The organism is Streptomyces daqingensis (assembly GCF_014645895.1).
GTDB lineage: Bacteria > Actinomycetota > Actinomycetes > Streptomycetales > Streptomycetaceae > Streptomyces > Streptomyces daqingensis.
Genome location: NZ_BMMP01000005.1, coordinates 269,055 through 288,339, shown reverse-complemented (window position 1 = coordinate 288,339; position 19,285 = coordinate 269,055). Strand labels below are relative to the sequence as shown.

The 19,285-nt window shown below is 71.8% G+C and carries 19 protein-coding genes; 9 read left to right on the top strand and 10 right to left on the bottom strand.

Annotated elements, in window-relative coordinates:
• Positions 1-16: 16 nt before the first annotated feature.
• On the bottom strand, positions 17-184 hold the full coding sequence (locus IEY56_RS09910; RefSeq protein ID WP_045863342.1) for a hypothetical protein: 168 nt from the start codon (positions 182-184) through the stop codon (positions 17-19).
• Between the two features lie 244 nt (positions 185-428).
• Here IEY56_RS09910 and IEY56_RS09905 point away from each other — a divergent pair, with 244 nt between their 5' ends.
• Positions 429-1,514, top strand: a complete 1,086-nt coding sequence (locus IEY56_RS09905) for a M48 family metallopeptidase (RefSeq protein ID WP_189036753.1) — start codon at positions 429-431, stop codon at positions 1,512-1,514.
• Between the two features lie 291 nt (positions 1,515-1,805).
• Here the strand turns inward: IEY56_RS09905 and IEY56_RS09900 are convergent, their stop codons facing one another.
• The 4 genes from IEY56_RS09900 to IEY56_RS09885 all read right to left on the bottom strand — a co-directional run bounded on the left by IEY56_RS09900 (position 1,806) and on the right by IEY56_RS09885 (position 6,104).
• Positions 1,806-2,972 carry an SCO2583 family membrane protein gene (locus IEY56_RS09900; protein WP_189036752.1) on the bottom strand — a complete coding sequence of 389 codons (1,167 nt, stop codon included), beginning with the start codon at positions 2,970-2,972 and terminating at the stop codon, positions 1,806-1,808.
• 149 nt (positions 2,973-3,121) lie between these two features.
• Positions 3,122-3,952 carry an SCO2584 family spore wall biosynthesis protein gene (locus IEY56_RS28380; protein ID WP_308424131.1) on the bottom strand — a complete coding sequence of 277 codons (831 nt, stop codon included), beginning with the start codon at positions 3,950-3,952 and terminating at the stop codon, positions 3,122-3,124.
• Positions 3,953-4,065: 113 nt separating this feature from the next.
• Entirely contained in the window at positions 4,066-5,325 is a 1,260-nt protein-coding gene (locus IEY56_RS09890) for a glutamate-5-semialdehyde dehydrogenase (protein ID WP_189036751.1), read from the bottom strand.
• A 209-nt stretch (positions 5,326-5,534) separates the two neighbouring features.
• The gene (locus IEY56_RS09885; protein WP_229711753.1) at positions 5,535-6,104 is read right to left on the bottom strand and encodes a YceI family protein; all 570 of its coding nucleotides are present in this window, start codon (positions 6,102-6,104) and stop codon (positions 5,535-5,537) included.
• A gap of 179 nt (positions 6,105-6,283) precedes the next feature.
• On the opposite strand from IEY56_RS09885, the gene IEY56_RS09880 reads away from it, so the two are divergent.
• Complete coding sequence (locus IEY56_RS09880; protein WP_189036750.1) at positions 6,284-7,519, top strand: sensor histidine kinase; 1,236 nt, start codon at positions 6,284-6,286, stop codon at positions 7,517-7,519.
• A 1-nt stretch (position 7,520) separates the two neighbouring features.
• On the top strand, positions 7,521-8,180 hold the full coding sequence (locus IEY56_RS09875) for a response regulator (RefSeq protein ID WP_189036749.1): 660 nt from the start codon (positions 7,521-7,523) through the stop codon (positions 8,178-8,180).
• Positions 8,181-8,226: 46 nt separating this feature from the next.
• Here IEY56_RS09875 and IEY56_RS09870 read toward each other — a convergent pair whose 3' ends face one another.
• The gene (locus IEY56_RS09870; RefSeq protein ID WP_189036748.1) at positions 8,227-8,643 is read right to left on the bottom strand and encodes a DUF8830 family protein; all 417 of its coding nucleotides are present in this window, start codon (positions 8,641-8,643) and stop codon (positions 8,227-8,229) included.
• A 312-nt stretch (positions 8,644-8,955) separates the two neighbouring features.
• Positions 8,956-10,095, bottom strand: a complete 1,140-nt coding sequence (gene proB, locus IEY56_RS09865; RefSeq protein WP_189036815.1) for a glutamate 5-kinase — start codon at positions 10,093-10,095, stop codon at positions 8,956-8,958.
• A 465-nt stretch (positions 10,096-10,560) separates the two neighbouring features.
• On the opposite strand from proB, the gene IEY56_RS09860 reads away from it, so the two are divergent.
• Both IEY56_RS09860 and IEY56_RS09855 read left to right on the top strand, forming a co-directional pair.
• Positions 10,561-12,669 (top strand): CDP-glycerol glycerophosphotransferase family protein, encoded by a 2,109-nt coding sequence (locus IEY56_RS09860; RefSeq protein WP_189036747.1) that lies wholly within the window; start codon positions 10,561-10,563, stop codon positions 12,667-12,669.
• 440 nt (positions 12,670-13,109) lie between these two features.
• The gene (locus tag IEY56_RS09855) at positions 13,110-13,412 is read left to right on the top strand and encodes an SCO0607 family lipoprotein (protein WP_189036746.1); all 303 of its coding nucleotides are present in this window, start codon (positions 13,110-13,112) and stop codon (positions 13,410-13,412) included.
• 94 nt (positions 13,413-13,506) lie between these two features.
• On the opposite strand, the gene IEY56_RS09850 is transcribed toward IEY56_RS09855, so the two are convergent.
• Positions 13,507-14,289 carry a response regulator gene (locus tag IEY56_RS09850; RefSeq protein ID WP_373292058.1) on the bottom strand — a complete coding sequence of 261 codons (783 nt, stop codon included), beginning with the start codon at positions 14,287-14,289 and terminating at the stop codon, positions 13,507-13,509.
• A 5-nt stretch (positions 14,290-14,294) separates the two neighbouring features.
• Positions 14,295-15,326 carry a HAMP domain-containing sensor histidine kinase gene (locus IEY56_RS09845; RefSeq protein ID WP_189036745.1) on the bottom strand — a complete coding sequence of 344 codons (1,032 nt, stop codon included), beginning with the start codon at positions 15,324-15,326 and terminating at the stop codon, positions 14,295-14,297.
• A gap of 289 nt (positions 15,327-15,615) precedes the next feature.
• Here IEY56_RS09845 and IEY56_RS09840 point away from each other — a divergent pair, with 289 nt between their 5' ends.
• From IEY56_RS09840 to IEY56_RS09825, 4 genes are all read left to right on the top strand, one after another.
• Complete coding sequence (locus IEY56_RS09840; RefSeq protein ID WP_189036744.1) at positions 15,616-15,942, top strand: TraR/DksA family transcriptional regulator; 327 nt, start codon at positions 15,616-15,618, stop codon at positions 15,940-15,942.
• Between the two features lie 67 nt (positions 15,943-16,009).
• Positions 16,010-16,477, top strand: coding sequence for a TraR/DksA family transcriptional regulator (locus IEY56_RS09835; protein WP_189036813.1), 468 nt, complete (start codon positions 16,010-16,012; stop codon positions 16,475-16,477).
• A complete protein-coding gene (locus tag IEY56_RS09830) occupies positions 16,474-17,295 on the top strand; it encodes an acetate and sugar kinases/Hsc70/actin family protein (RefSeq protein WP_189036743.1) in 822 nt (273 codons plus the stop codon). Before IEY56_RS09835 ends, IEY56_RS09830 begins: the two co-directional genes overlap by 4 nt.
• Before the next feature lie 251 nt (positions 17,296-17,546).
• Positions 17,547-18,167, top strand: coding sequence for an Rv1733c family protein (locus IEY56_RS09825; RefSeq protein WP_189036742.1), 621 nt, complete (start codon positions 17,547-17,549; stop codon positions 18,165-18,167).
• Between the two features lie 70 nt (positions 18,168-18,237).
• Here the strand turns inward: IEY56_RS09825 and IEY56_RS09820 are convergent, their stop codons facing one another.
• Positions 18,238-19,083, bottom strand: coding sequence for a DUF1206 domain-containing protein (locus tag IEY56_RS09820; protein ID WP_229711751.1), 846 nt, complete (start codon positions 19,081-19,083; stop codon positions 18,238-18,240).
• Positions 19,084-19,285: the final 202 nt, after the last annotated feature.

Sequence of the window (19,285 nt, the reverse complement as noted above, 5' to 3'; positions counted from 1 at the left end):
ACCGGAGCGACCGGGGTCAGCGGTCCCTGTTGAAGCGGGTGGTGATCCACAGCAGCAGGAGCAGGGCCAGGAGCGCGCCGCCGCCGGTCAGGTAGGGAAGGACGGGGTCGTGCTCGCCGCCGTGCCCACCACCCTCGGAGGCCAGGATGCTGAGGGCGTTGTGTGCGGTACTGGAAAGGGACATCGTCGGCAGGACCTATCCGCGTGTGGGCCGGGCAGTTCAACGTGTGCAGCCCACATCGTAAGCAAGGCCTCCCGGGCGTCTTACGCCGACTCGTCCTTCACGCAACCCTCGGAGGGTTCCGGAACGTCTCCCTCCCGTCCGGGCTTTGTGCCGGACGCGTTCGGCCGGGGCTTTCCGGAACCGGGCGCCCTAGGCTGACAACCAACCGCCGCCGACGGCGAACAGCGACAGGGGGAAGTACGCGATGAGCGACAACACAGGTGGCACCGAGCGGCTGCCCGGCCGTGACCGGCGCCGCTTCCCGGGAATCTCCTCCCGGGCCTACGAGCATCCCTCGGACCGCTCGGCGCTCGTCGCCCTGCGCAAGCTGAGCGGATTCGACACGGTCTTCAAAGCGCTGAGCGGCCTGCTGACGGAGCGCAGTCTGCGACTGCTCTACCTGGCCAACTCGGTGCGTGTGAGCGACGAGCAGTTCGCGCATCTCAACGCGATGCTGCGCGACGCCTGTTACATACTGGACCTGGAGCGGGTCCCTCCGATGTACGTCAGTCAGGACCCGAACCCGAACGCGATGTGCATCGGCCTCGACAAGCCGATCATCGTGGTGACCACGGGTCTCGTCGAGTTGCTGGACGAGGAGGAGATGCGGGCGGTCGTCGGCCACGAGGTGGGTCACGCACTGTCCGGGCACTCCGTCTACCGCACGATCCTGCTCTTCCTGACCAACCTCGCCCTCAAAGTCGCGTGGATCCCGCTGGGCAACGTCGCGATCATGGCCGTGGTGACGGCACTGCGCGAGTGGTTCCGCAAGTCCGAGCTCTCGGCCGACCGGGCCGGGCTGCTCGTAGGACAGGACCTGCAGGCGTCCATGCGCGGCCTGATGAAGCTGGCGGGCGGCAACCACCTGCACCAGATGAACGTCGACGCGTTCCTCGCGCAGGCCGAGGAGTACGAGTCCGGGGGCGACCTGCGCGACTCCGTCCTGAAGATCATGAACGTGCTGCCGCGCAGCCACCCCTTCACCACCGTGCGCGCGGCGGAGCTGAAGAAGTGGGCCGAGAGCCGCGACTACCAGCGCATCATGGACGGCCACTACCCGCGCCGCGAGGACGACAGGGACACCTCGGTCAGCGATTCGATCCGCGAGTCGGCGAACCACTACACGGAGTCGGTCAAGAGCAGCAAGGACCCGCTCATGGGTCTCGTCCGTGACATCGCCGGAGGCGCGGGCGACCTGGGCGGCCGGCTGCGTGACACGTTCACCGGCAAGGGCGGGTCGGGCGGTTCCGGCGGCTCGAACGGCGCCAACGGAAGCGACAGTTCCAGCTGACGCGGACGCGGACCGGTACGCGGACGGTCCGTACGCAGTCGGCGGCGGGGTCCGGAATGGACTGCCCCGGCCGGGGATCACAACCGCTGGGCACTGTCCGGTCCGGGCCCCGTTCTCCTGCCGGACGCCGGGCGCCCGGACGCCCGGACACGCACTCGTGCCGCGGCCGTGCAGAGAAAGCGAGACGGGCCGTGCCGTAACCGTGTGCAGTGGGAAGCGAGCCGAGCGGCTGTCAGGGAGCGGCCCGAGGGCCCGGCGGGACTCCGGGACCCGTCCGCCGGGCCCGCCGGCTCACTCCGCGGGCTTCTCGGGGCTCGGCTGCGCGCTGGTCGCCAGGACCCCGCACATGGAAGCGGCCTCACGGCCCCGCGCGTACGGATCGGTGCCTGCGCCTCCGTCGTCCTTGGCCTTCTCCCCCACGAGAAGCGGCCTCAGCGTGGCCGACATGTCGGCAGAGCACGGCAGCGGACCCGCCCGCATCGCGACCTGCCGGACGGCGAGCTGCTGGCGGCGCAGGTCCTCGCGGTCGATCTGGAAGCGCACTTCGCGGCGGACGGTGAAGAGGGACGAGCGCTCGTCGGCGTCATCGCCCTCACCGACATCGGGTGCCCGTACCGCGTAGACGAAGACGTGGTCCGCCACGACCTCAAGGGCGTCCGGGCCGGACTCCTGCACGGCCAGCGTGCCCTGGACCCGCACCCGGGGATCGGCGAGGACCGTCTTCGACGGGTCGAAGCGGATCATCCAACCTGTCGCCGAGTGCCGTCCGTCGTTCCGCGGGTTGTCCATGCTCTGGTCGAACTGCGCCTGCTGCGCCGGGTCGAGCAGGATCCGCACCGTGCGGTCCGAGTTCCCGGTGAGCACCGCCGGGTCGAGCGAACTCTCGACCACGTACTCCTTGGCGGCCGTGAGCGCCGACAGCACCTGGCTCTCCGAGAAGTGCGCCGTGCGGCGTGCAGGCGGGAGATTGACCCCGTCGGCGCCCGTGCGGAACCGGGCGGCGGGGCTGTGCTCGTACAGGTCGGAGGGCGTGGCGCCGGGGACCTCGTCCCGGGGGGCCAGCGGCAGCAGGGAGGCACGCATCGGTTCGACGGCAGGCTCCGCTGGAGCCTGGTACGGGTTGCGGATGCCCATGTAAATCGCGGTGCCGAAGGCCAGCACGATCAGCAGGACGAGCACGATGCCCTGCCGGGAGGCGGTGATGGTGCTCCGCTCGTAGCCGGTGTCCGTGCCGTCCTCGGTCCCGTCGTCGTCCCCGGTGGCGGAGGACATGGAGGCGCGCTGACGGACGGCTGCGTGCTCCTCGTCCTCCATGCGCTCGCGCGCGGAGAACTCCTGCAGCTGCGCAGCCTTGACGAAGGACTCGTCGAAGACGACTGAGCGGTACTCGTCGCGGTACTCGTCGTCGCCCCCGGAGGCGTCGTCGGGTCCCTCTGGGGGGTTGCCTCGCCCGGCCATAGGAACAGAGTAGGTCCGCCCGGGCCGTGGTAAACGCTTCCGTGCGCCGACAACCCGGCAGATTCGTCAGGTGCGCAGGGACCGCGGCCGACTCGTGACAGCTCTGTGACCGACGGGCGCCGCATCGGCGTTCGGCCCCCGCTCCCCTCTCACCCGCCGCGCGGCCGCGCGGAGAGATTCGGCGCTCCCTGCGGGGTGTGCGACCCGCCGTGTTCGCTCATGTACGAGTCGACGCCGCTCGTCGCGGGGGGCGGAGCAGGGTCCTGGCGCTGGTGCGAAGTTCCGCGGTAGATCGCGCTGAGCGCGAGGGCGACCATGCCGATCCCCATGACGACCGCGAGCACCCACGCGACGGGCCGCTGCCACCGCACGTGCCCGCGGTACGTGCGGGCGGACGCGCTGTGCTTCCCCGGTCTGCCGTGCGGACGGCGGTAGTCGGAGCCGTGCTCGTCGCCGAGTTCGAGCCGCGGGTCGTAGCGGCGGTACATGCCGAACTGGCTGTACTGCTCGAACTGGTTGTACTGCCTGAACTGCTGGTCGAACTGTGCGGTGTCCCCGAAAGTGCTGTACGGGCCGTACGAGGTGTAGGTGTCGTACTGGCCGTACGGCGGGTACGGCTCGTGGTCCTCGCCGTCGGCGAGATCCACGTACTCCGAGTAGTCGGAGCTGTCGAACCGGCCCTCGTCGTCGGGATCTTCGTCCGCGTCCTCGTCGAGGTCGTCCGCATCGAGGTCGAACTCGCTCTCGGCGCCCGGCGCGTACCCGTAGCCGTCCTCGAAGCCGCGTGCAGTCTCACTCTCCGCGTGGGACTGCGCGGCGGCCAATATGCGTTCGGCTGCGGTGGGCTCATGGACCACGGCTGACCGCACGAAGTCCTCGTCGAACACCACGGAGGCGAACTCATCGTCCGCGGCCCCGTGGTGGCGGTACTCGGGCTCCTCGCCGTTCGGGAACGGCTGGCCCCCCACGTCGTCCGGCACGCTGTTCAGCGTAGACCTATGCGGTCAATATGGGCAGGGAGTAGCCGGATTCCATCAAATCGGTGGACCGGCGCCTTCTGTTGTGCGCCGAGTCACCGGCCGGCGTACCGCGTTCAGCGGATGTGCCCGTCCCCGGTGACGACGTACTTCGTGGAGGTGAGCTCCGGCAGCCCCATCGGGCCGCGCGCGTGCAGCTTCTGCGTGGAGATGCCGATCTCGGCGCCGAAGCCGAACTGGCCTCCGTCGGTGAAGCGCGTGGAGGCGTTGACCATCACCGCTGTCGAGTCGACGAGTGCGGTGAAACGGCGGGCGGCCGCGGTGTCGCGGGTGACGATCGCCTCCGTGTGGCCCGAAGTCCACTGCCGGATGTGCTGCACGGCCGCCTCCAGGGACGGTACGACCGCGGCGGCGATGTCGTACGAGAGGTACTCGGTGCCCCAGTCCTCCTCGGTGGCCGGTACGACATCCGCACCGGCCTTCTGCCACGTCTCGTCGCCGTGCACCGTGACGCCCGCCTCCCCGAGCGCCCGGAGGGCGCGCGGGAGGAAGTCGTCGGCGATCCCGGCGTGCACGAGCACCGTCTCCGCGGCGTTGCAGACGCTGGGGCGCTGCGCCTTGGAGTTGACGAGGATCTCGACCGCGGTGTCCAGGTCGGCCGCTTCGTCGACGTACACGTGGCAGTTGCCGACGCCCGTCTCGATGACGGGGACCGTCGACTCCTCGACCACGGAGCGGATGAGGGAGGCACCGCCGCGCGGGATGAGGACGTCCACGAGGCCGCGGGCGCGCATCAGCTCCCTGACGCTCTCCCGGCTCTCACCGGGGACCAGCTGCACGGCGTCGGCGGGGAGCCCGGCCCCGGCCACGGCGTCGCGCAGCACGCCGACAAGGGCGGTGTTGGACGCGTAGGCCGAGGAGGAGCCCCTGAGCAGTACGGCGTTGCCGGACTTCAGGCACAGCGCGGCGGCGTCGACGGTCACGTTGGGCCGCGCCTCGTACACGATGCCGACGACGCCGAGGGGGACGCGGACCTGCCGCAGCTCCAGCCCGTTGGGCAGCGTCGAGCCCCGCACGACCTCTCCGACGGGGTCGGGAAGGGCGACCACTTCGCGTACGTCGGCGGCGATGGCCTCGACGCGCTGCGGGGTGAGCGTCAGCCTGTCCACGATCGACTCGGGGCTGCCGGCCGACCGGGCCCTGTCGACGTCCGCCGCGTTGGCGGCGACGATCTCCCCGGAACGGGCGACGAGCGCGTCCGCCACAGCCAGCAGTGCGGCGTCACGCACCGTGCGCGGCAGCGGGGCGAGCCCGGCCGCCGCCTCCTTCGCGCGGCGGGCGGTGCGGACGACTGGCGAATCCTGGGTTGCGCTCATGCTCCCGAGCTTAGCCAGGGGCGATGTGTGCTGCCGGGCCGTCCCGCCGTCCGAGACGCCGGGACACAGAGACGCCGGGACGGCGGGACGGCACCGGCAGTGGGCGGACCGGTCCGTCGTGCTCCCCCGCGGCACGGCGGAACCGGTCTCCCTGGCGGTGAGCGCTCCCCCCTGGGCGCCCACCGCCGGTCATGGCGGTGCGGACGGCGTCACGTCCGTACGCACCTGACTTCCGCTGTCACGTCGAGGTAGCGGCCAGTCATGCCGCGTGAGCCGGTCACGCCGAACTCCGTCCGGTCGATCCGCGTGGAGGCGCGGACAGTGAACTCCCGCCTCGACACGGCGATCAGCTCGACGGAGAGTTCGACCGGCCGGTCGATCCCGCGAACAGTGAGGGTGCCGACGACTGCCGCGTCGTGCACACGTTCAGCCCGGAAGGTCATCAGCGGGTACCTGGGAGCGTCGAGGAAGCGCCCGGACCGCACGGTGTCGTCGCGCGCCCTGTTGCCCGTGCCGAAGCTCGCCGTCTCCACCTCTACGCGTACGGCGGACTCCGCGAGCGGCTCGGTGACGTCGACAGTGCCGCGCTTGAGCGCGAACGTGCCGTGTACGGGCGCCAGTCCGAAGAGGTGCCGGGTGGTGAACCTGACGGCCGACCCCGCCGGGTCGATCGCGTAGCGGCCCAGGGCGGGGCGGGTCATGGCCGCCGTCCCGCCGTCTCCGTTGTCTGCGTGGCCCGTGCGGCCGGGCTGGTCGGCGTGGTCCCGTTGCGTTCTCATGCCGAACAGTTGACGCCACGGGGCACCGCCCCGGGCAGAGCCGGCAGTCGCGTACCGCAGCGACGAACGGCGGTCCGGACGGGCTCCGTGCGACTTTCGTAGGGTCGCCGGGCCGACGTAAGTGTGCTTTCCCGTGCGAGCCGGCGGAGCAACGACGCTGCTGGCATACCGTGTTGCGCATGACCGACAGACCGTGGCACCGGCGTCACAGAGTGGCTCTGGATGTGATGATCGCCGTCGCCTTCACGCTCGTCGACACGGCGGCCACGGTGCTGGGCGCCACGTGGTGGCCCGAGCAACCCGGCACGCTCGCCTGGGTCTTGCTCGGCCTGCAGGCGCTCGCCTGCCTCTCGCTGGCGTTCCGCCGCCGCACCCCCCTCACCGTGGTGGTGGTGCTGGGCGCGTTCACACTGGCGGTGTCACTGCTGGCCTGGCCCGCCGGTGCGCTCGAACCCGCTGACGACGGGCAGGTGTGGGCGCCCTTCTCCACGGTCCTGGCAGCCTACGGCCCGCTCTTCTACCAGGGCGGCTGCCGCAGCATCCAGCAGAACCGGCGAACGGCCGTCATCGCTCTCGTGCTCTTCACCGTGGTCGTCGCCCGGCCGTGGCAGCCCTCGGTGGTCGTCATCAGCATCGGGCTGCTCCGTACCGCTGTCGGACCGCTGCTGGCGATGTACTTCGACGCCCGCAAACGGCTCGTCCAAGCGCTCACGGAACGCGCGGAACGCGCCGAGCGGGAGCGCCACCTGCTCGCCGAACGCGCACGGGCCGAGGAGCGGACGCGTCTTGCGGGTGAGATGCACGACGTCGTGACCCACCGCGTGAGCCTCATGGCCCTGCAGGCCGGGGCGCTGCGGATGACGGCCAAGGACGAGGCGACCCGGCAGGCGGCGGAGGAGTTGCGCGCCGCGGGCTGCCAGGCGCTGGAGGAGCTGCGGGACCTCGTCGGCATCCTGCGGACGGAACCGGCGGGGGACGACGACCCCGCCTATCGGACACCGTCGGAGACAGGGCTGGCCGAACTCGTCGCCGAGTCCTCGTCGGTGGGCGTCCCGACGGAGCTGATCGAGGACGGCGACCCGGCACTCGCCTCGCCGGTGGTGGGGCGTACCGCGTACCGGCTCGTCCGCGAGGCACTGACGAACGTGCGGAAGCACGCGCCGGGAGCGCGCGTCGTCGTGCACGTCTCCTACGGCGAGGCCCAAGTGCACGTCGCTGTACGGAACACGGCGCCGGCGGCGGGAGAGACCGGCGGCCCGCTCGCCGCGACGGGTTCCGGCCTGGGCATCCCCAACCTGCTCCGGCGCATAGAGCTGGTGCACGGCACCATGCGGGCAGGGCACGCGCCCGACGGCGGATTCAGCATCGAGGCGACACTGCCCTCGTACGTACCGACAGCGGAAACGGCGGTGTGAGGTGAGCGACTCCGTACGGGTCGTGGTCGTCGACGACGAACCGATGGTCTGCCGCTTCCTGCGGACGATCCTCGGTTCGGCCGACGACATAGAAGTGGTCGGCGAGGCGCACGACGGGGCCGCCGGGGTCGAAGCAGTGCAGCGGCACAGGCCGGACGTCGTCCTCATGGACCTGCGGATGCCCGGAGTCGACGGGCTGACCGCGATCGAGCGCATCGGCGAGATCGCCGACCCGCCGGCCGTCGTGGTGCTCACGACGTTCGACGCCGACCAGTACGTGCTGCGGGCGCTGCGCGCGGGAGCGGTCGGCTTCCTGGTGAAGTCCACACCGCCGGAGGACCTCATCGGTCTCGTACGGGTGGCGTCCGAGGGCCACACCGTCCTGTCGGCGGCGGCCGCGCGCCGGCTGGTCACCGCGTCCGTGGACAGCCACTCGGCACGCGACCGCGCGGCGGCACTCGTCGAGTCGCTCACCGAACGGGAGGCCGAGGTGCTCGCGTGCCTGGGAGAGGGGCTCTCCAACGCGCAGATCGCCGCGCGCCTCTACCTCTCCGAGGCCACGATCAAGGGCTACGTCTCCCGGATGCTCGACAAGCTGGGGTGCGCGAACCGCACCCAGGCCGGTCTGATCGCGCACGACGCGGGCGTGGTGAACCCGTAGAACCGGATCCCGGGGACGGGGGCGGCGGGCTCTCGGGCGGGCGGCCTCAGAAGGGGTGCACGCCTATCGAGGTGGCGGAGGGCGGCCCGTAGCCCTCGGCCATGCGCTGCTGGTACGTCTCTCGTCCGACGACCTCCAGCCCGACGATCTCCCAGGGCGGCAGCTTGGCGGACGCCCGGTGCTCGCCCCACAGCCGCAGCGCCACGGCGGCGGCGTCGTGGAGGTCCCGCGCCTCTTCCCAGTAGCGGATCTCGGCGTGGTCGTTCGCGTACCGGCTGTTCAGGAGGAACGGGTGGTCGTACGCGAGCTGTTCGAGAGCGCGGCGTACTTCCTTGATCGGGGCCTCGGCACCCGCGACGCTCAGCGTGATGTGCCAGAGGCGGGACTGCTCGCGGCGCTCGGCGCCCGCGTCCGGACGCGGGTCGGCCCGCTGTTCGGTGTCGACGCTTGCAAGTCGTCTCACGGGCGGCCTCCTCGTCCGGTGGGGCGCTGCTGCTTCCGGCTGTTCCGGGCGTCGCTCCCCGCCGCACGACCCCCAGGAGAAAGTTGACCAGTCCGAAGCCGGTCGCGGGGCCGTTTTCCGGAAGGTGTCCGTGGAAAGGCTGGTCTTTTGCTCAAGGCGGTGACCTTTTCGGCACCGGCCGTCCGCCGTCTGCACAATCCGTTCACGTGGCACCCGAACGTACGGACGGGGCCGCGCGCCGTCCCCGGGCCGTCCGCCACGCTCCCCGGCCGCGGGGCCTCGGACCGGCCGTCGGACTGCCGGACCGCCGAGCTAGCTGTCGAGCAGCACGAGATCGTCCCGGTGCACGATCTCCCGCTCGTACGCGGGGCCCAGCTCCCGCGCCAGCTCCGGCGTCGACCTCCCCAGAAGCTGCGGGATCTCCTTCGCGTCGAAGTTGACGAGACCGCGCGCGACCGCGACCCCCTGCTCGTCCCGCAGCTCGACCGGATCCCCGGCAGAGAAGTCGCCCTCGACGCGGGCGACCCCCGCAGCCAGCAGCGAGGTCCGCCGCTGGACCACGGCCCGCACGGCGCCCGCGTCGAGCGTGAGCGCCCCCCGCGGGGTCGACGCGTGTGCCAGCCACAGCAGCCGGCCCGCGGCGCGGCGGCCCGTCCTGTGGAAGTACGTGCCGGTGGCGGCGCCCGCGAGCGCGTCGGCCGCGTACGTCGCGGAGGTCAGCACCACGGGCACCCCGGCCGCCGCGGCGATACGGGCGGCCTCGACCTTCGTCACCATGCCGCCCGTGCCGACGCCGGCCTTCCCGGCGCTGCCGATGTCGACGCCGTCGAGGTCCCGGGGCCCGGTGACCTCGCTGATGCGCGAGGTGCCCGGGCTGGACGGGTTCCCGTCGTACAGGCCGTCCACGTCGGAGAGCAGGACCAGCAGATCCGCCCGTACGAGGTGGGCGACGAGCGCCGCGAGCCGGTCGTTGTCGCCGAAGCGGATCTCCTCGGTGGCCACGGTGTCGTTCTCGTTGACGACGGGGACGGCGCCCATGGCCAGAAGCTGCTCCAGCGTGCGGTAGGCGTTGCGGTAGTGGGCGCGGCGGCTGGTGTCGTCGGACGTCAGCAGAACCTGGCCCACCCTGCGGCCGTAGCGCGCGAAGGAGGCGGTGTAGCGGGCGACGAGCAGACCCTGTCCGACGCTGGCCGCGGCCTGCTGGCGTGCCAGGTCGCGGGGCCTCCTGGGCAGGCCGAGCGGTGCCAGCCCGGCCGCGATCGCTCCCGAGGAGACCAGGACGATCTCCTTCTGCAGCGCTTCACCCTGCTCCGCGCCCGGCCGGCCGCCCGGGCCGGTGTACTTGGCCAGTACGTCCACGAGGGCGTCGACCCGGTCGGCGTCGAGTCCGCCCGCCGCCGTGGTGAGCGAGGACGAGCCGACCTTCACGACGATGCGCCTGGCGTCCGCCACCTCGTCCCGCGCTCCGCCTGCCGCGCTCGCACCGTCTGCTGTCGCCCTGCTCACGTCCGCTGCCCGCCTGTTCCCTGTGCTGTGCCGTCTGTGCTGTGCCGCGCCGAGCCGCCTGGAGCCCCCGGCTCCGCGCCCGGCGCCCGTTCCCGCCCCTCGGCGCCCGGCTCGACATGCCGTCGCGCCGGTGCGTGAGCCGCGCCACGGCCGCGCCTGCGCCGGCGGCTCCCGGGGCCGTCGGCAATCTACGGCAGCCCTGATCAGCGATGCGCGTGCGTTCCGGCCAGTGGACGGATGGGGATAATGACCTTTGTCATTGCAATGTCCCGGTATCGCCGCGGAACACTCTGCCGCAGATTGTCACCGGCCCGGTGCCCGGCATACGGTCAGTGGTCACCCACGGCCGCCACCTTCCCCACCGGCCGGTTTCCATCGCCGACCCACGACCTCCTGCCAGGAGCCCAGCCCGTGCCCTCTGCCGGTCTCTCTTCCCGTCGCGCCGTCCAGCTGACGGCGCTGCTCGCGTTGACGGTCTTCTACGCCGCCCAGCTCGCGGGCGCGCTGCTGCCCAACGTGCCCGTCTTCATCGTCGCGTCTGTGGCGGGTCTCACGCTCGACATGTACCTCACATATCAGCAGCCCGGCCTGCTCGCCCTGCTCGGCAAGGTCCGCTTCGACGTCACGACGCGGCAGTTGCTCCGCGACATGCTCATCGTCATCGGGCTGGTGCGCATCCCCGACGTGCCGCCGGACATCGAGCGCCCCCTGACGCTCCTACTCCTCGCCGCATACGCCGCGCACTTCCTGTGCCAGGCCGTCGCCCAGCTGGTACGCCGCAGCCGCACGCTGCCGATCCTCACCCGCAACATCGACGCCTCCGCCCTGCGGCTGACGATCGCCCCGCCGCGGCTGCTGGCCCGCCAGCCCAGCCGGCGCCTGCTCCGCTTCTCCATCCCCGGGACGGCGGGGCTGATGCTGAGCGCCGGACTGGCGTCCGAGGTCTGGGGCATCCTCGGTGTCGGCCTGAGCATCGCGCTCTCCCTCGGCGGCGCCGTCTACCTGGGCACGTGGATGCTGCCGAAGAAGCGGCACGCCAACGAGCAGCGGGCCCTGGAGTGGCTGGACAAGTGGCTGGCTAAGTACAAGCCGACCGTCGGCATGTATTTCTCCGGCGGCACCACCTCCGCGTACCAGGCGAACATGTGGCTCTCCACGCTCGCCGAGCTCGACGGCAACCCGATCATCGTGCTCCGTGAGCGCTTCATGGTGCAGAAGATCGAGGCGACGGACGTGCCGATCATCTGCATCCCGAAGGTCGCGCACCTGATGCACCTGGAGCACTCCACGCTCAAGGTGATGCTGCACCCGGCGAACTCCGGCAAGACCTCGCAGGTGCTGCGCATCCCGACGATCAAGCACGCCTTCATCAACCACGGCGAGAGCGACAAGCTCTCCTCCTGCAATCCCTACGCCAAGGCCTACGACGAGGTGTGGGTCGCCGGTCCCGCCGCCCGCGAGCGCTACCAGCTCGCCGACATCGGCGTGGACGACCGCGACGTCGTCGAGGTCGGACGTCCGCAGCTCTCCCCCATCGAGCCGTCCAAGGGCGCACCGCAGGGCACGTACACGACCGTGCTGTACGCCCCCACCTGGGAGGGCTGGACCAACGACCCGGGCAACACCTCGGTCATCCTCGCGGGAGAGAACATCGTGCGCGCGCTGCTCGCGGACCCGGGCGTGCGGCTGCTGTACAAGCCGCACCCGATGACGGGTTCCGTCGACCTCCGTGCGGGCGCCGCCAACGCCCGGATCCAGGCGATGATCGTCGAGGCCAACGCCAAGCGCTCCGGCGCCCGCCCCGGCCCCGAGGCCGCGGCCGAGCTGGAGCGGCGTACGCGGGAGCTGGACGAGCTGACCACCACGGCGTTCCGGAGCGGAGCGGACGAGGTGGAGAAGATGATGCTGCAGTCCACTCCGGAGAAGGGCCGCGCCGAGCGCGTGACCGCGGCGACGGCCGCGTGGGAGGCCGCCTTCTGGGCCTCGTTCCCCGAATGGGAGCACCAGATCGTCACCGGACCGCGCCCCGCGATCTACTCCTGCTTCAACCAGGCGGATCTGCTCATCTCGGACGTCTCCTCGGTCGTCTCGGACTACCTGACGAGTGAGAAGCCCTACGCGGTGGCCAACACCAGCGGGCTGGGCGAGGACGAATTCAGGGCGGGCTTCCCGACTGTGCGGGCGGCGACCATCCTCTCCCCCGACGCGGCGGAGATCCCCGCGCTGCTGGAGTCGGTGCGCGACCCGGCGAAGGACACCCTCGCAGCCGCCCGCAGCGAGCTGAAGGTGCATCTGCTCGGCCCGGCCGACCCGCCGTCCATGGCGCGCTTCAACCAGGCCGCGATCGACCTGTGCGAGTCGACGGACGCCCGCAACGAGCGGGTCGCCCGCCGTACGAACGAGATCCCGGGCCAGCGCGAGACGGAGGCCCAGGAGGCAGCAGAGGAGGCCGAGTTGGAGGCCCCGCCGAACGGCGGCGCGCTCTCCGACACGGAGGAGGCCGACCAGGTCACGGCCTGACCAGCACTGCCCGCGGCCGGTACACGCGGGGGGCCCGGCTGCCCGCGCGACACGGGAGCCTCGCACCGGCTGAAGCGCAGCGAACGGCCCGGAAGGCACCACGCCTTCCGGGCCGTTCGCTGTCCCACCGGGCTAAACGGCGCCGCTGAGCGGGGCGCGCGCCCGGCGCGGTCACCGCACCATGTCGTCGATCGGGACGGGGTCGCCGTCCAGCAGGCCCGCATCGCGGTACGCGTCCTGAGTGCGTCCGGCCTGCGCGGGCTTCACAGGCGCGTCAGCCCTACCCCGGGCCCTTCCGCGCCGCATCCGTGCGTGTCCCCCGGCACCGCCCGCGGCCACCGACCGCCGTCCGCCTGCCTGCCTGCCTGCCGCCCGAACTCTTGGACAGCGCTGACTTCTTGGACAGACTGACCGCCCCCACAGGAGATTGGCCACACACCATGCAGAAGAAGAAGACGGCGTTCCGGAACTTCCCGGGCGCTCTCGCGGCCGCCGGTGTCCTCGCGGCCTTCCTTGCCGCCGGCTGCACGCTGCAGGACCGCGTCTGCCGGTCCGAGGAGTACCCGGTCAAGGCCGTGGGCGGCACCACGGGCAAGACCTGCGTACCCGACGGCGAGGAACCGCCCGACGGCTACGTGCGCTACCCGAAGGGCAAGGTGCCCCAGTACGTCGACGACAAGTGGGACACGTACTGGAGCACCGTGGTGGTCGACGAGAACGGCGACATCGTCGACAAGAAGTAGGCGCCGCCGAATTGCTGCGCGGGCGGCGCCGGGCCGGGGCTCCCTGCGCGGTGCCCGGCTTGCCCCGCGTCCCCGACCTCACAGGGCAATACAGCTAGGGCTCGATCAGGCCCGCCCTGATGGCATAGCGGGTGAGTTCGAGGCGGTCGCGGAGACCGAGCTTGTGCAGCAGGTTCGCGCGGTGCCGCTGGACGGTCTTGACGCTGATGACCAGCATCCCGGCGATCTCCTTGGAGGAATGGCCTTCCGCGACGAGTTTGAGCACTTCCTCCTCGCGGTGGGTCAGGAGCCGGTCCGGGCCCTCATCGCCGTTGCGGGCGCGCTCCAGGAAGTTGCGGATGAGAGCCGTGACCGCGCCGGGGTACACGAACGGCTCGCCGCGCATGGCCGCCCGGCACGCGGCGACCAGGTCGCGGTCGGCGACGGACTTCAGGACGTAGCCGGAGGCTCCCGCCTTCAGCGCCTGAAAGAAGTACTGCTCGTTGTCGTACATCGTGAGCATCAGAATGCGCAGTCCCGGTCTGAGCGAGGCCAGTTCACGGGCCGCCTGCAGTCCGGTCAGACGAGGCATGGCGATGTCGAGGACGGCGAGGTCGATCTCCTGCGCGCGGGCCGCCGCCACCGCTTCCGCGCCGTCGCCCGCCTCGGCGACGACCTGCAGGTCCGGTTCGCCGTCGAGGATGAGCCGCACACCGCGCCGCACCAGCGCGTGGTCGTCGGCCAGCAGGATGCGGATCCTGGACTGGGACTGAGACTGGGAGTCGGGCTGGGGCTGGGAGTCGGGCCGCGGCTCGGACTGGGGCGCGCGAGCCGGGTCCGGGGCGGAGGCGGGCCGCGGATCGGGGGGCGGCTGCGACCTGGGGGTCATGTCGTGCATCGTCATCATCGGTCCTTCTCGGTAGTGGGCACGGACAGCAGGACCCGGGTGCCGGGGCGCGGGCCGGCTTCCGGGCACGTCCCGGATGCCGGGCCCGGCGCGGGGTCCGGTTCGGGGCGGTGGCCGGGTTCGGGGCGGGGGCCGGGTTCGACGTCCAGCGTCCCGCCGACGAGCAGCGCACGTTCCCGCATCCCGCGGATGCCGGCGCCTTCGTGGGAGAGCCCGACGCCCCGGCCGTCGTCGCTGACGCACAGCACCACGGCGTCTCCGTCCCGGCTCAGGCTCACCTGTACCTGATCGGCTCCCGCGTGGCGGGCGACGTTGGTCAGCCCCTCCTGAGCCACGCGGTAGAGCACCAGTTCCGCCTGCGGGCCCAGCGGCGGCAGCTCCGACTCGAAGCAGCGCCGCACCCGCAGACCGGTGTGAGTGGCGAAGTCCGACGTCAGCGAGGTCAGTGCGCTGACCAGCCCCAGGTCCTCCAGCACGCCGGGACGCAGCCTGCGGGCGAGCCGGCGCACCTCGTCGAGGCTCTCCCGGGTGATCTCCTGTGCCTGCCGCAGCTCGCCCCGCAGGGGTTCCGCGGCGTGGTCGGCGGCGCGTTTCAGCTCCAGCAGGACGGCGGTCATGCTCTGCCCCACCTCGTCGTGGAGCTCCTGCGCGATGCGCTGCCGTTCCGACTCCTGCGCGGACAGCGCCCGGGCGCCGGCGACGGCACGTTCGGCCTCGAGACGGTCGAGCATGGCGTTGAACGTCCGGATCAGCTCGGATATCTCGCCGTGTCCTCCGGCCGGCAGCCGCTGGCCGGGCCTCAACAGGTCGACCTTCCTCATGAGCCGCGTGAGCCGGTCCAGCGGGGAGAGCCCGACCCGCAGGAGCGCGGCGTTGGCGACGAGCATCACGGCGAGTCCCCCGACGAGGATGGCCGCCTCCGTGAGCAGGACGGGCACGGACACGGTCACCGGCGCCCACAGAAGCAGCGCCGTCGCCAAGCCGAGCACGAGGGCGTTGAGAGCGAAGATCCGCCAGAACAGGGACACCGCGTGGAGCCTCCTCTACTCGTGACGTCCGCCACCACTATGTGCCACGGCCGTCGCGGGGAGGCACCAGGGTTGCGAGGCGCACGGGGCCGGGCCCGGCGGATGCGGCGGGACCTGCGGCGCGCTCGGGCCCGTACATCCTCGGACCCCCCGGAAATGGGTACTGGGACCGATGGTGTGCACCGGGCAGACCGGCCAGTGTGGGAGATACCACGTCGCAATGGTGCGACGGGACAGGTTGGGCTGCCGCCCCTCAGGGCGGCCGCTTCCTGAAAGGAAATGGCATCAGATGTCGCTCGCCCTCTCACGCCCCGAGCCGCGCCCGGAACGCCTCACGGCACACGAAGCCCGTCAGCGCCTGGAGCACGAACGCAACTCGCGGCTGACGCAGCTCAACGCGATCGAAGAAGCCGAGCACGGCACCGCGGACCATTTCGTGACGGCGCAGAAGGACTCCGTCCGGCGCGTCATGAAAGAGATCGACGCCGCGTTCGCCCGCATCGACGACGGCAGTTACGGCACATGCACGGACTGCTCCAGGCCGATTCCGCCGGAACGTCTGGAGATCCTTCCGCACGCGCGGTGCTGCGTGGCCTGCCAGCGCCGTACCGCCTGACAGAAGACACGCCCGACAGGAAACACGTCCGCGTGTCCGCGTCCTGCTCCGTCGAGGGGTGAAGTTCGTGAACGACCAGGTCGTCCGCAACGACGATGCCGGCCTGTCCGCCGGGGTCCTCGCCGCGCTCCGCGAGAACCTGGAGGACCAGCGCCGCTTCCGCCGGGAGCAGCTCCAGCAGATCGCCGAGGCAGCGCAGTCCCGGCATGAAGGGGAGCACCGTCCCGCGCGGAACGAGCGCCCGCACCCGCGCGCCGGGCTGGACGGTCGCGCGCAGCGGGACCGCGGCGACGACACCCTCGATGCCCGGGACCGTGCAGCGCATTCGGCGTCCGTGACCGAGGTCAGCGTCAAACTTGCCGCTTCCGCACGGATGGTGCTCGCCGACGTGGAGGCGGCACTGGAGCGGATGGCCCACGGCCAGTACGGCTCGTGCCACCGCTGCACCGGCCCCATATCCCTGGACCGTCTGACGATCGTGCCGCAGGCCCGCTACTGCGCCCGCTGCCACCGAGTCAGGGAGACCAGGCCATGACAGTGCTCCGCCCCTCAGCAGGAAACTCCACGCGGAACAGGAACTTTCCGTCCCGCCAACTGGCAGGTCTGGCCATCGACTTGGGCCATGCCCGTACGCGCGCCTGGGCACCCGGCCGGGGACTGGTCCTCGACACGCGGACCGTGACCTTCCCCGGTCCCGGCTCGCCTGGCGGCCCCAGCGTGTCCTATCCCCTGCAGCGCGGCTCCTTCGTCGATCCCGATGGCGCGGCCCGGATGCTGGACCGCCTGCTGGGACGCCGCGTCCCCCGCCTCTCGGGCCTCGTGATCGCCCTGACGACGCCCGTCCTCGGCGGCATCGCCTACCGGGAGGCGGCGCGCACGGCACTGCGGGTGCTGCGTCCCCGTACCGTCCTGACCATTCCGACCGCCAAGGCCATCGCGCTCGGAGTGGACGCCGAGCCGTCCCGTCCTCTGCTCATCGTGGACGTCGGCGCCCGTCTCACCGAGGTGTTCCTGCTCGCGGACGGCGCGGTCGCCGACGCGCACCGCACTCCCCTGGGCACCGACGACCTCGGCCACGTTCCGCACCGCGAGCTGACCGGCTTCGTCGTGAACGTGGTGGGCGACATGCTGCGGCGGGACTGCTCGTCGCAGACGCTCGACGCGCTGCACGACGGCGTGCTGGTGGCGGGCGGCGGCGCCCTGCGCCCCGAGATCGTCCGCGACCTGTGCAGGCAGCTGCGCGTGCCCGTACGGCCCGCCCCCGCGCCGCACACCGCCGCGGTGCGCGGTGCGGCGAAGTACCTGCAGACGGTGCGCGCGCAGCCGCCGGAGGCAGAGGCCCCGCCGGGCTGAGACCGCGGGACACGGCCGCCGGCCGCCCCAGATGCGCCGCTTGGCTCCCACGGCCCGACTTCCACCGCTCGATCGGGCCGCCCGGATCCCGTCGCTCGGAAACCCCGCTCGAAGCACGCCGCACGGATCCCGTCGCTCGGACCCGCCCGGCACCCGCGAACCGGGCGGGTCCGCCGTGCTGCTCCGGCCGTGTCACCGGCCACCGGAGTCCCACCCCACTTCCCCGGAAGACCCCGAAACGGAGAGACCTCATGAGGGACGAGATCCCGCTTGCCCAGCCACCGCCCGAACCGCGTCCCGACAAGCTGTGGCGCTGGCGGGTCAACCCGCTGCGCCGTCCCCTCGACGTGCTGCAGGCCTGGATCGGTGTGATCGTCGCGGCGTCCGTGCTCGCCGCGGCCCCCGCCGCCATGACACTGGCCGGTCACGCCGTGAACCGCTCACTGCGTACGGCCGCCGACGAGCAGGCGCACTCCCGCCACCGCGCGACGGCCGAAGTCCTGCACGACGTACCGCAGCATCCCGAACCGGGATCGGACGAGGCCGACCACGCCCGCTATCCGGCCGACGTCCGCTACACCGACGCGTCCGGCCGGACGCGCACCGCCAGGACCGACGTACCGCCCGGCCTGCCCGCCGGAGGCACCGTCCAGGTCTGGGTCGACGGCAAGGGAGCAGTCACCGACCCGCCCATGTCCGCCGGTGAGATCCGCGGCCTCACCACAGGGTGGATCGCGGCCGCCGGCGCGGCCGTGACGGTCACAGGCATCACCGTCTACGCCGCCGCCGGGTACGCCCTGGAACGGCGGAACCTCGCGGACTGGGAGAGGGAATGGGCCGAGACCGCGCCACGCTGGACCAGGTCCACATGACCGCTCACCGGGTCCCGGTGAGCGCGGACCAGATCCACGTGACCGTCCCGGCCCCTGCTCGCACCCGGCCTCACACGCGACGCCAGCGGGCCAGCGCGAACGAGAACAACCCGTAGAGGGCCACGCCGACGGCGACCGCCACGAGCAGCCACGGGCCCGCGGGGGTGTCCGCGAAGGACCTCAACGCGCCGTCCATTCCCTTGGCTTCGTCCGCGTCGGACGACCACGCCGCCTCCATCGCGAAGATCCCGAGGGCCACGAGGACGGCGCCGCGCGACACACCGCCCGTCACGCCCAGCACGTCGATCCACATGCGGCTGCGGCGCGGGACGGACGAAATCCTCAACTGGTCGTGGAACTTCCGCCGCAACGCCTGCACGGCAGCCCAGGCGCCCGCCGCGGCGATGGCCAGCCCGACGGCGCCCACGAGGAACTGCCCTGCGGGCACGGCGAGAGCGCGCGCGGTGATGTCCTCGGACTTCGCGTCGCTGGAGCCGCTGCCCTGCGCCCCGGTCGCGTAGGAGATCACCGAGTAGGCGAGGACCGCGTACAGCACGCAGAAGCCCGCTGCCAGCAGCCGCTTGCGCGTCTTGTGTCCGCCCTTCTCCGCCGCGCCGAACAGCGCTTCGGACAGCCGCCACACCGCCAGCCCCGCCAGGCCGACCCCCACCGCCCACACGAGAAGCTGCCCGAAGGGCTGCGCCGCCAACTGCCGCAGAGCACCGCTCTGATCGGCCTGCTCACCGCCGCCGCTGCCTCCGAAGGCGATACGGAGAGCCAGCAGCCCGACGAGGATGAACAGCACGCCCTGCGCGACCATGCCCACTCGCGCGACGGACTCGACGACCGTGCTGCGTGCTGCCCGGCGGGCGTTCCTCCGCCCTCTCGCTCTCCAGATGGCCGGCGTTGCGTTCACGGATACCGCCTCCCCTTGATCGCGCCGGAGCCGTACCCCGGCGCACCTCGCAGGTCAGCGGTTGCCCCGGAAGGGGCGATGAAAACGAAGAATCGGACTACCGGCCGGGGGCGGCAGCCCGGACGGGACGCGCGAACGAGGCGACGGGGAAGGTCAGATGCCCTCGCCGGGGCCCTCCGGGTCCCGCACGGCCACAGCGCCG

Bases quoted from the DNA above. Each gene is read 5' to 3' on its own strand.
- IEY56_RS09910 (WP_045863342.1), bottom strand. From the start codon at position 184: ATGTCCCTTTCCAGTACCGCACACAACGCCCTCAGCATCCTGGCCTCC.
- IEY56_RS09905 (WP_189036753.1), top strand. From the start codon at position 429: ATGAGCGACAACACAGGTGGCACCGAGCGGCTGCCCGGCCGTGACCGG.
- IEY56_RS09900 (WP_189036752.1), bottom strand. From the start codon at position 2,972: ATGGCCGGGCGAGGCAACCCCCCAGAGGGACCCGACGACGCCTCCGGG.
- IEY56_RS09890 (WP_189036751.1), bottom strand. From the start codon at position 5,325: ATGAGCGCAACCCAGGATTCGCCAGTCGTCCGCACCGCCCGCCGCGCG.
- IEY56_RS09885 (WP_229711753.1), bottom strand. From the start codon at position 6,104: ATGAGAACGCAACGGGACCACGCCGACCAGCCCGGCCGCACGGGCCAC.
- IEY56_RS09880 (WP_189036750.1), top strand. From the start codon at position 6,284: ATGACCGACAGACCGTGGCACCGGCGTCACAGAGTGGCTCTGGATGTG.
- IEY56_RS09855 (WP_189036746.1), top strand. From the start codon at position 13,110: ATGCAGAAGAAGAAGACGGCGTTCCGGAACTTCCCGGGCGCTCTCGCG.
- IEY56_RS09850 (WP_373292058.1), bottom strand. From the start codon at position 14,289: ATGCACGACATGACCCCCAGGTCGCAGCCGCCCCCCGATCCGCGGCCC.
- IEY56_RS09840 (WP_189036744.1), top strand. From the start codon at position 15,616: ATGTCGCTCGCCCTCTCACGCCCCGAGCCGCGCCCGGAACGCCTCACG.
- IEY56_RS09830 (WP_189036743.1), top strand. From the start codon at position 16,474: ATGACAGTGCTCCGCCCCTCAGCAGGAAACTCCACGCGGAACAGGAAC.
- IEY56_RS09825 (WP_189036742.1), top strand. From the start codon at position 17,547: ATGAGGGACGAGATCCCGCTTGCCCAGCCACCGCCCGAACCGCGTCCC.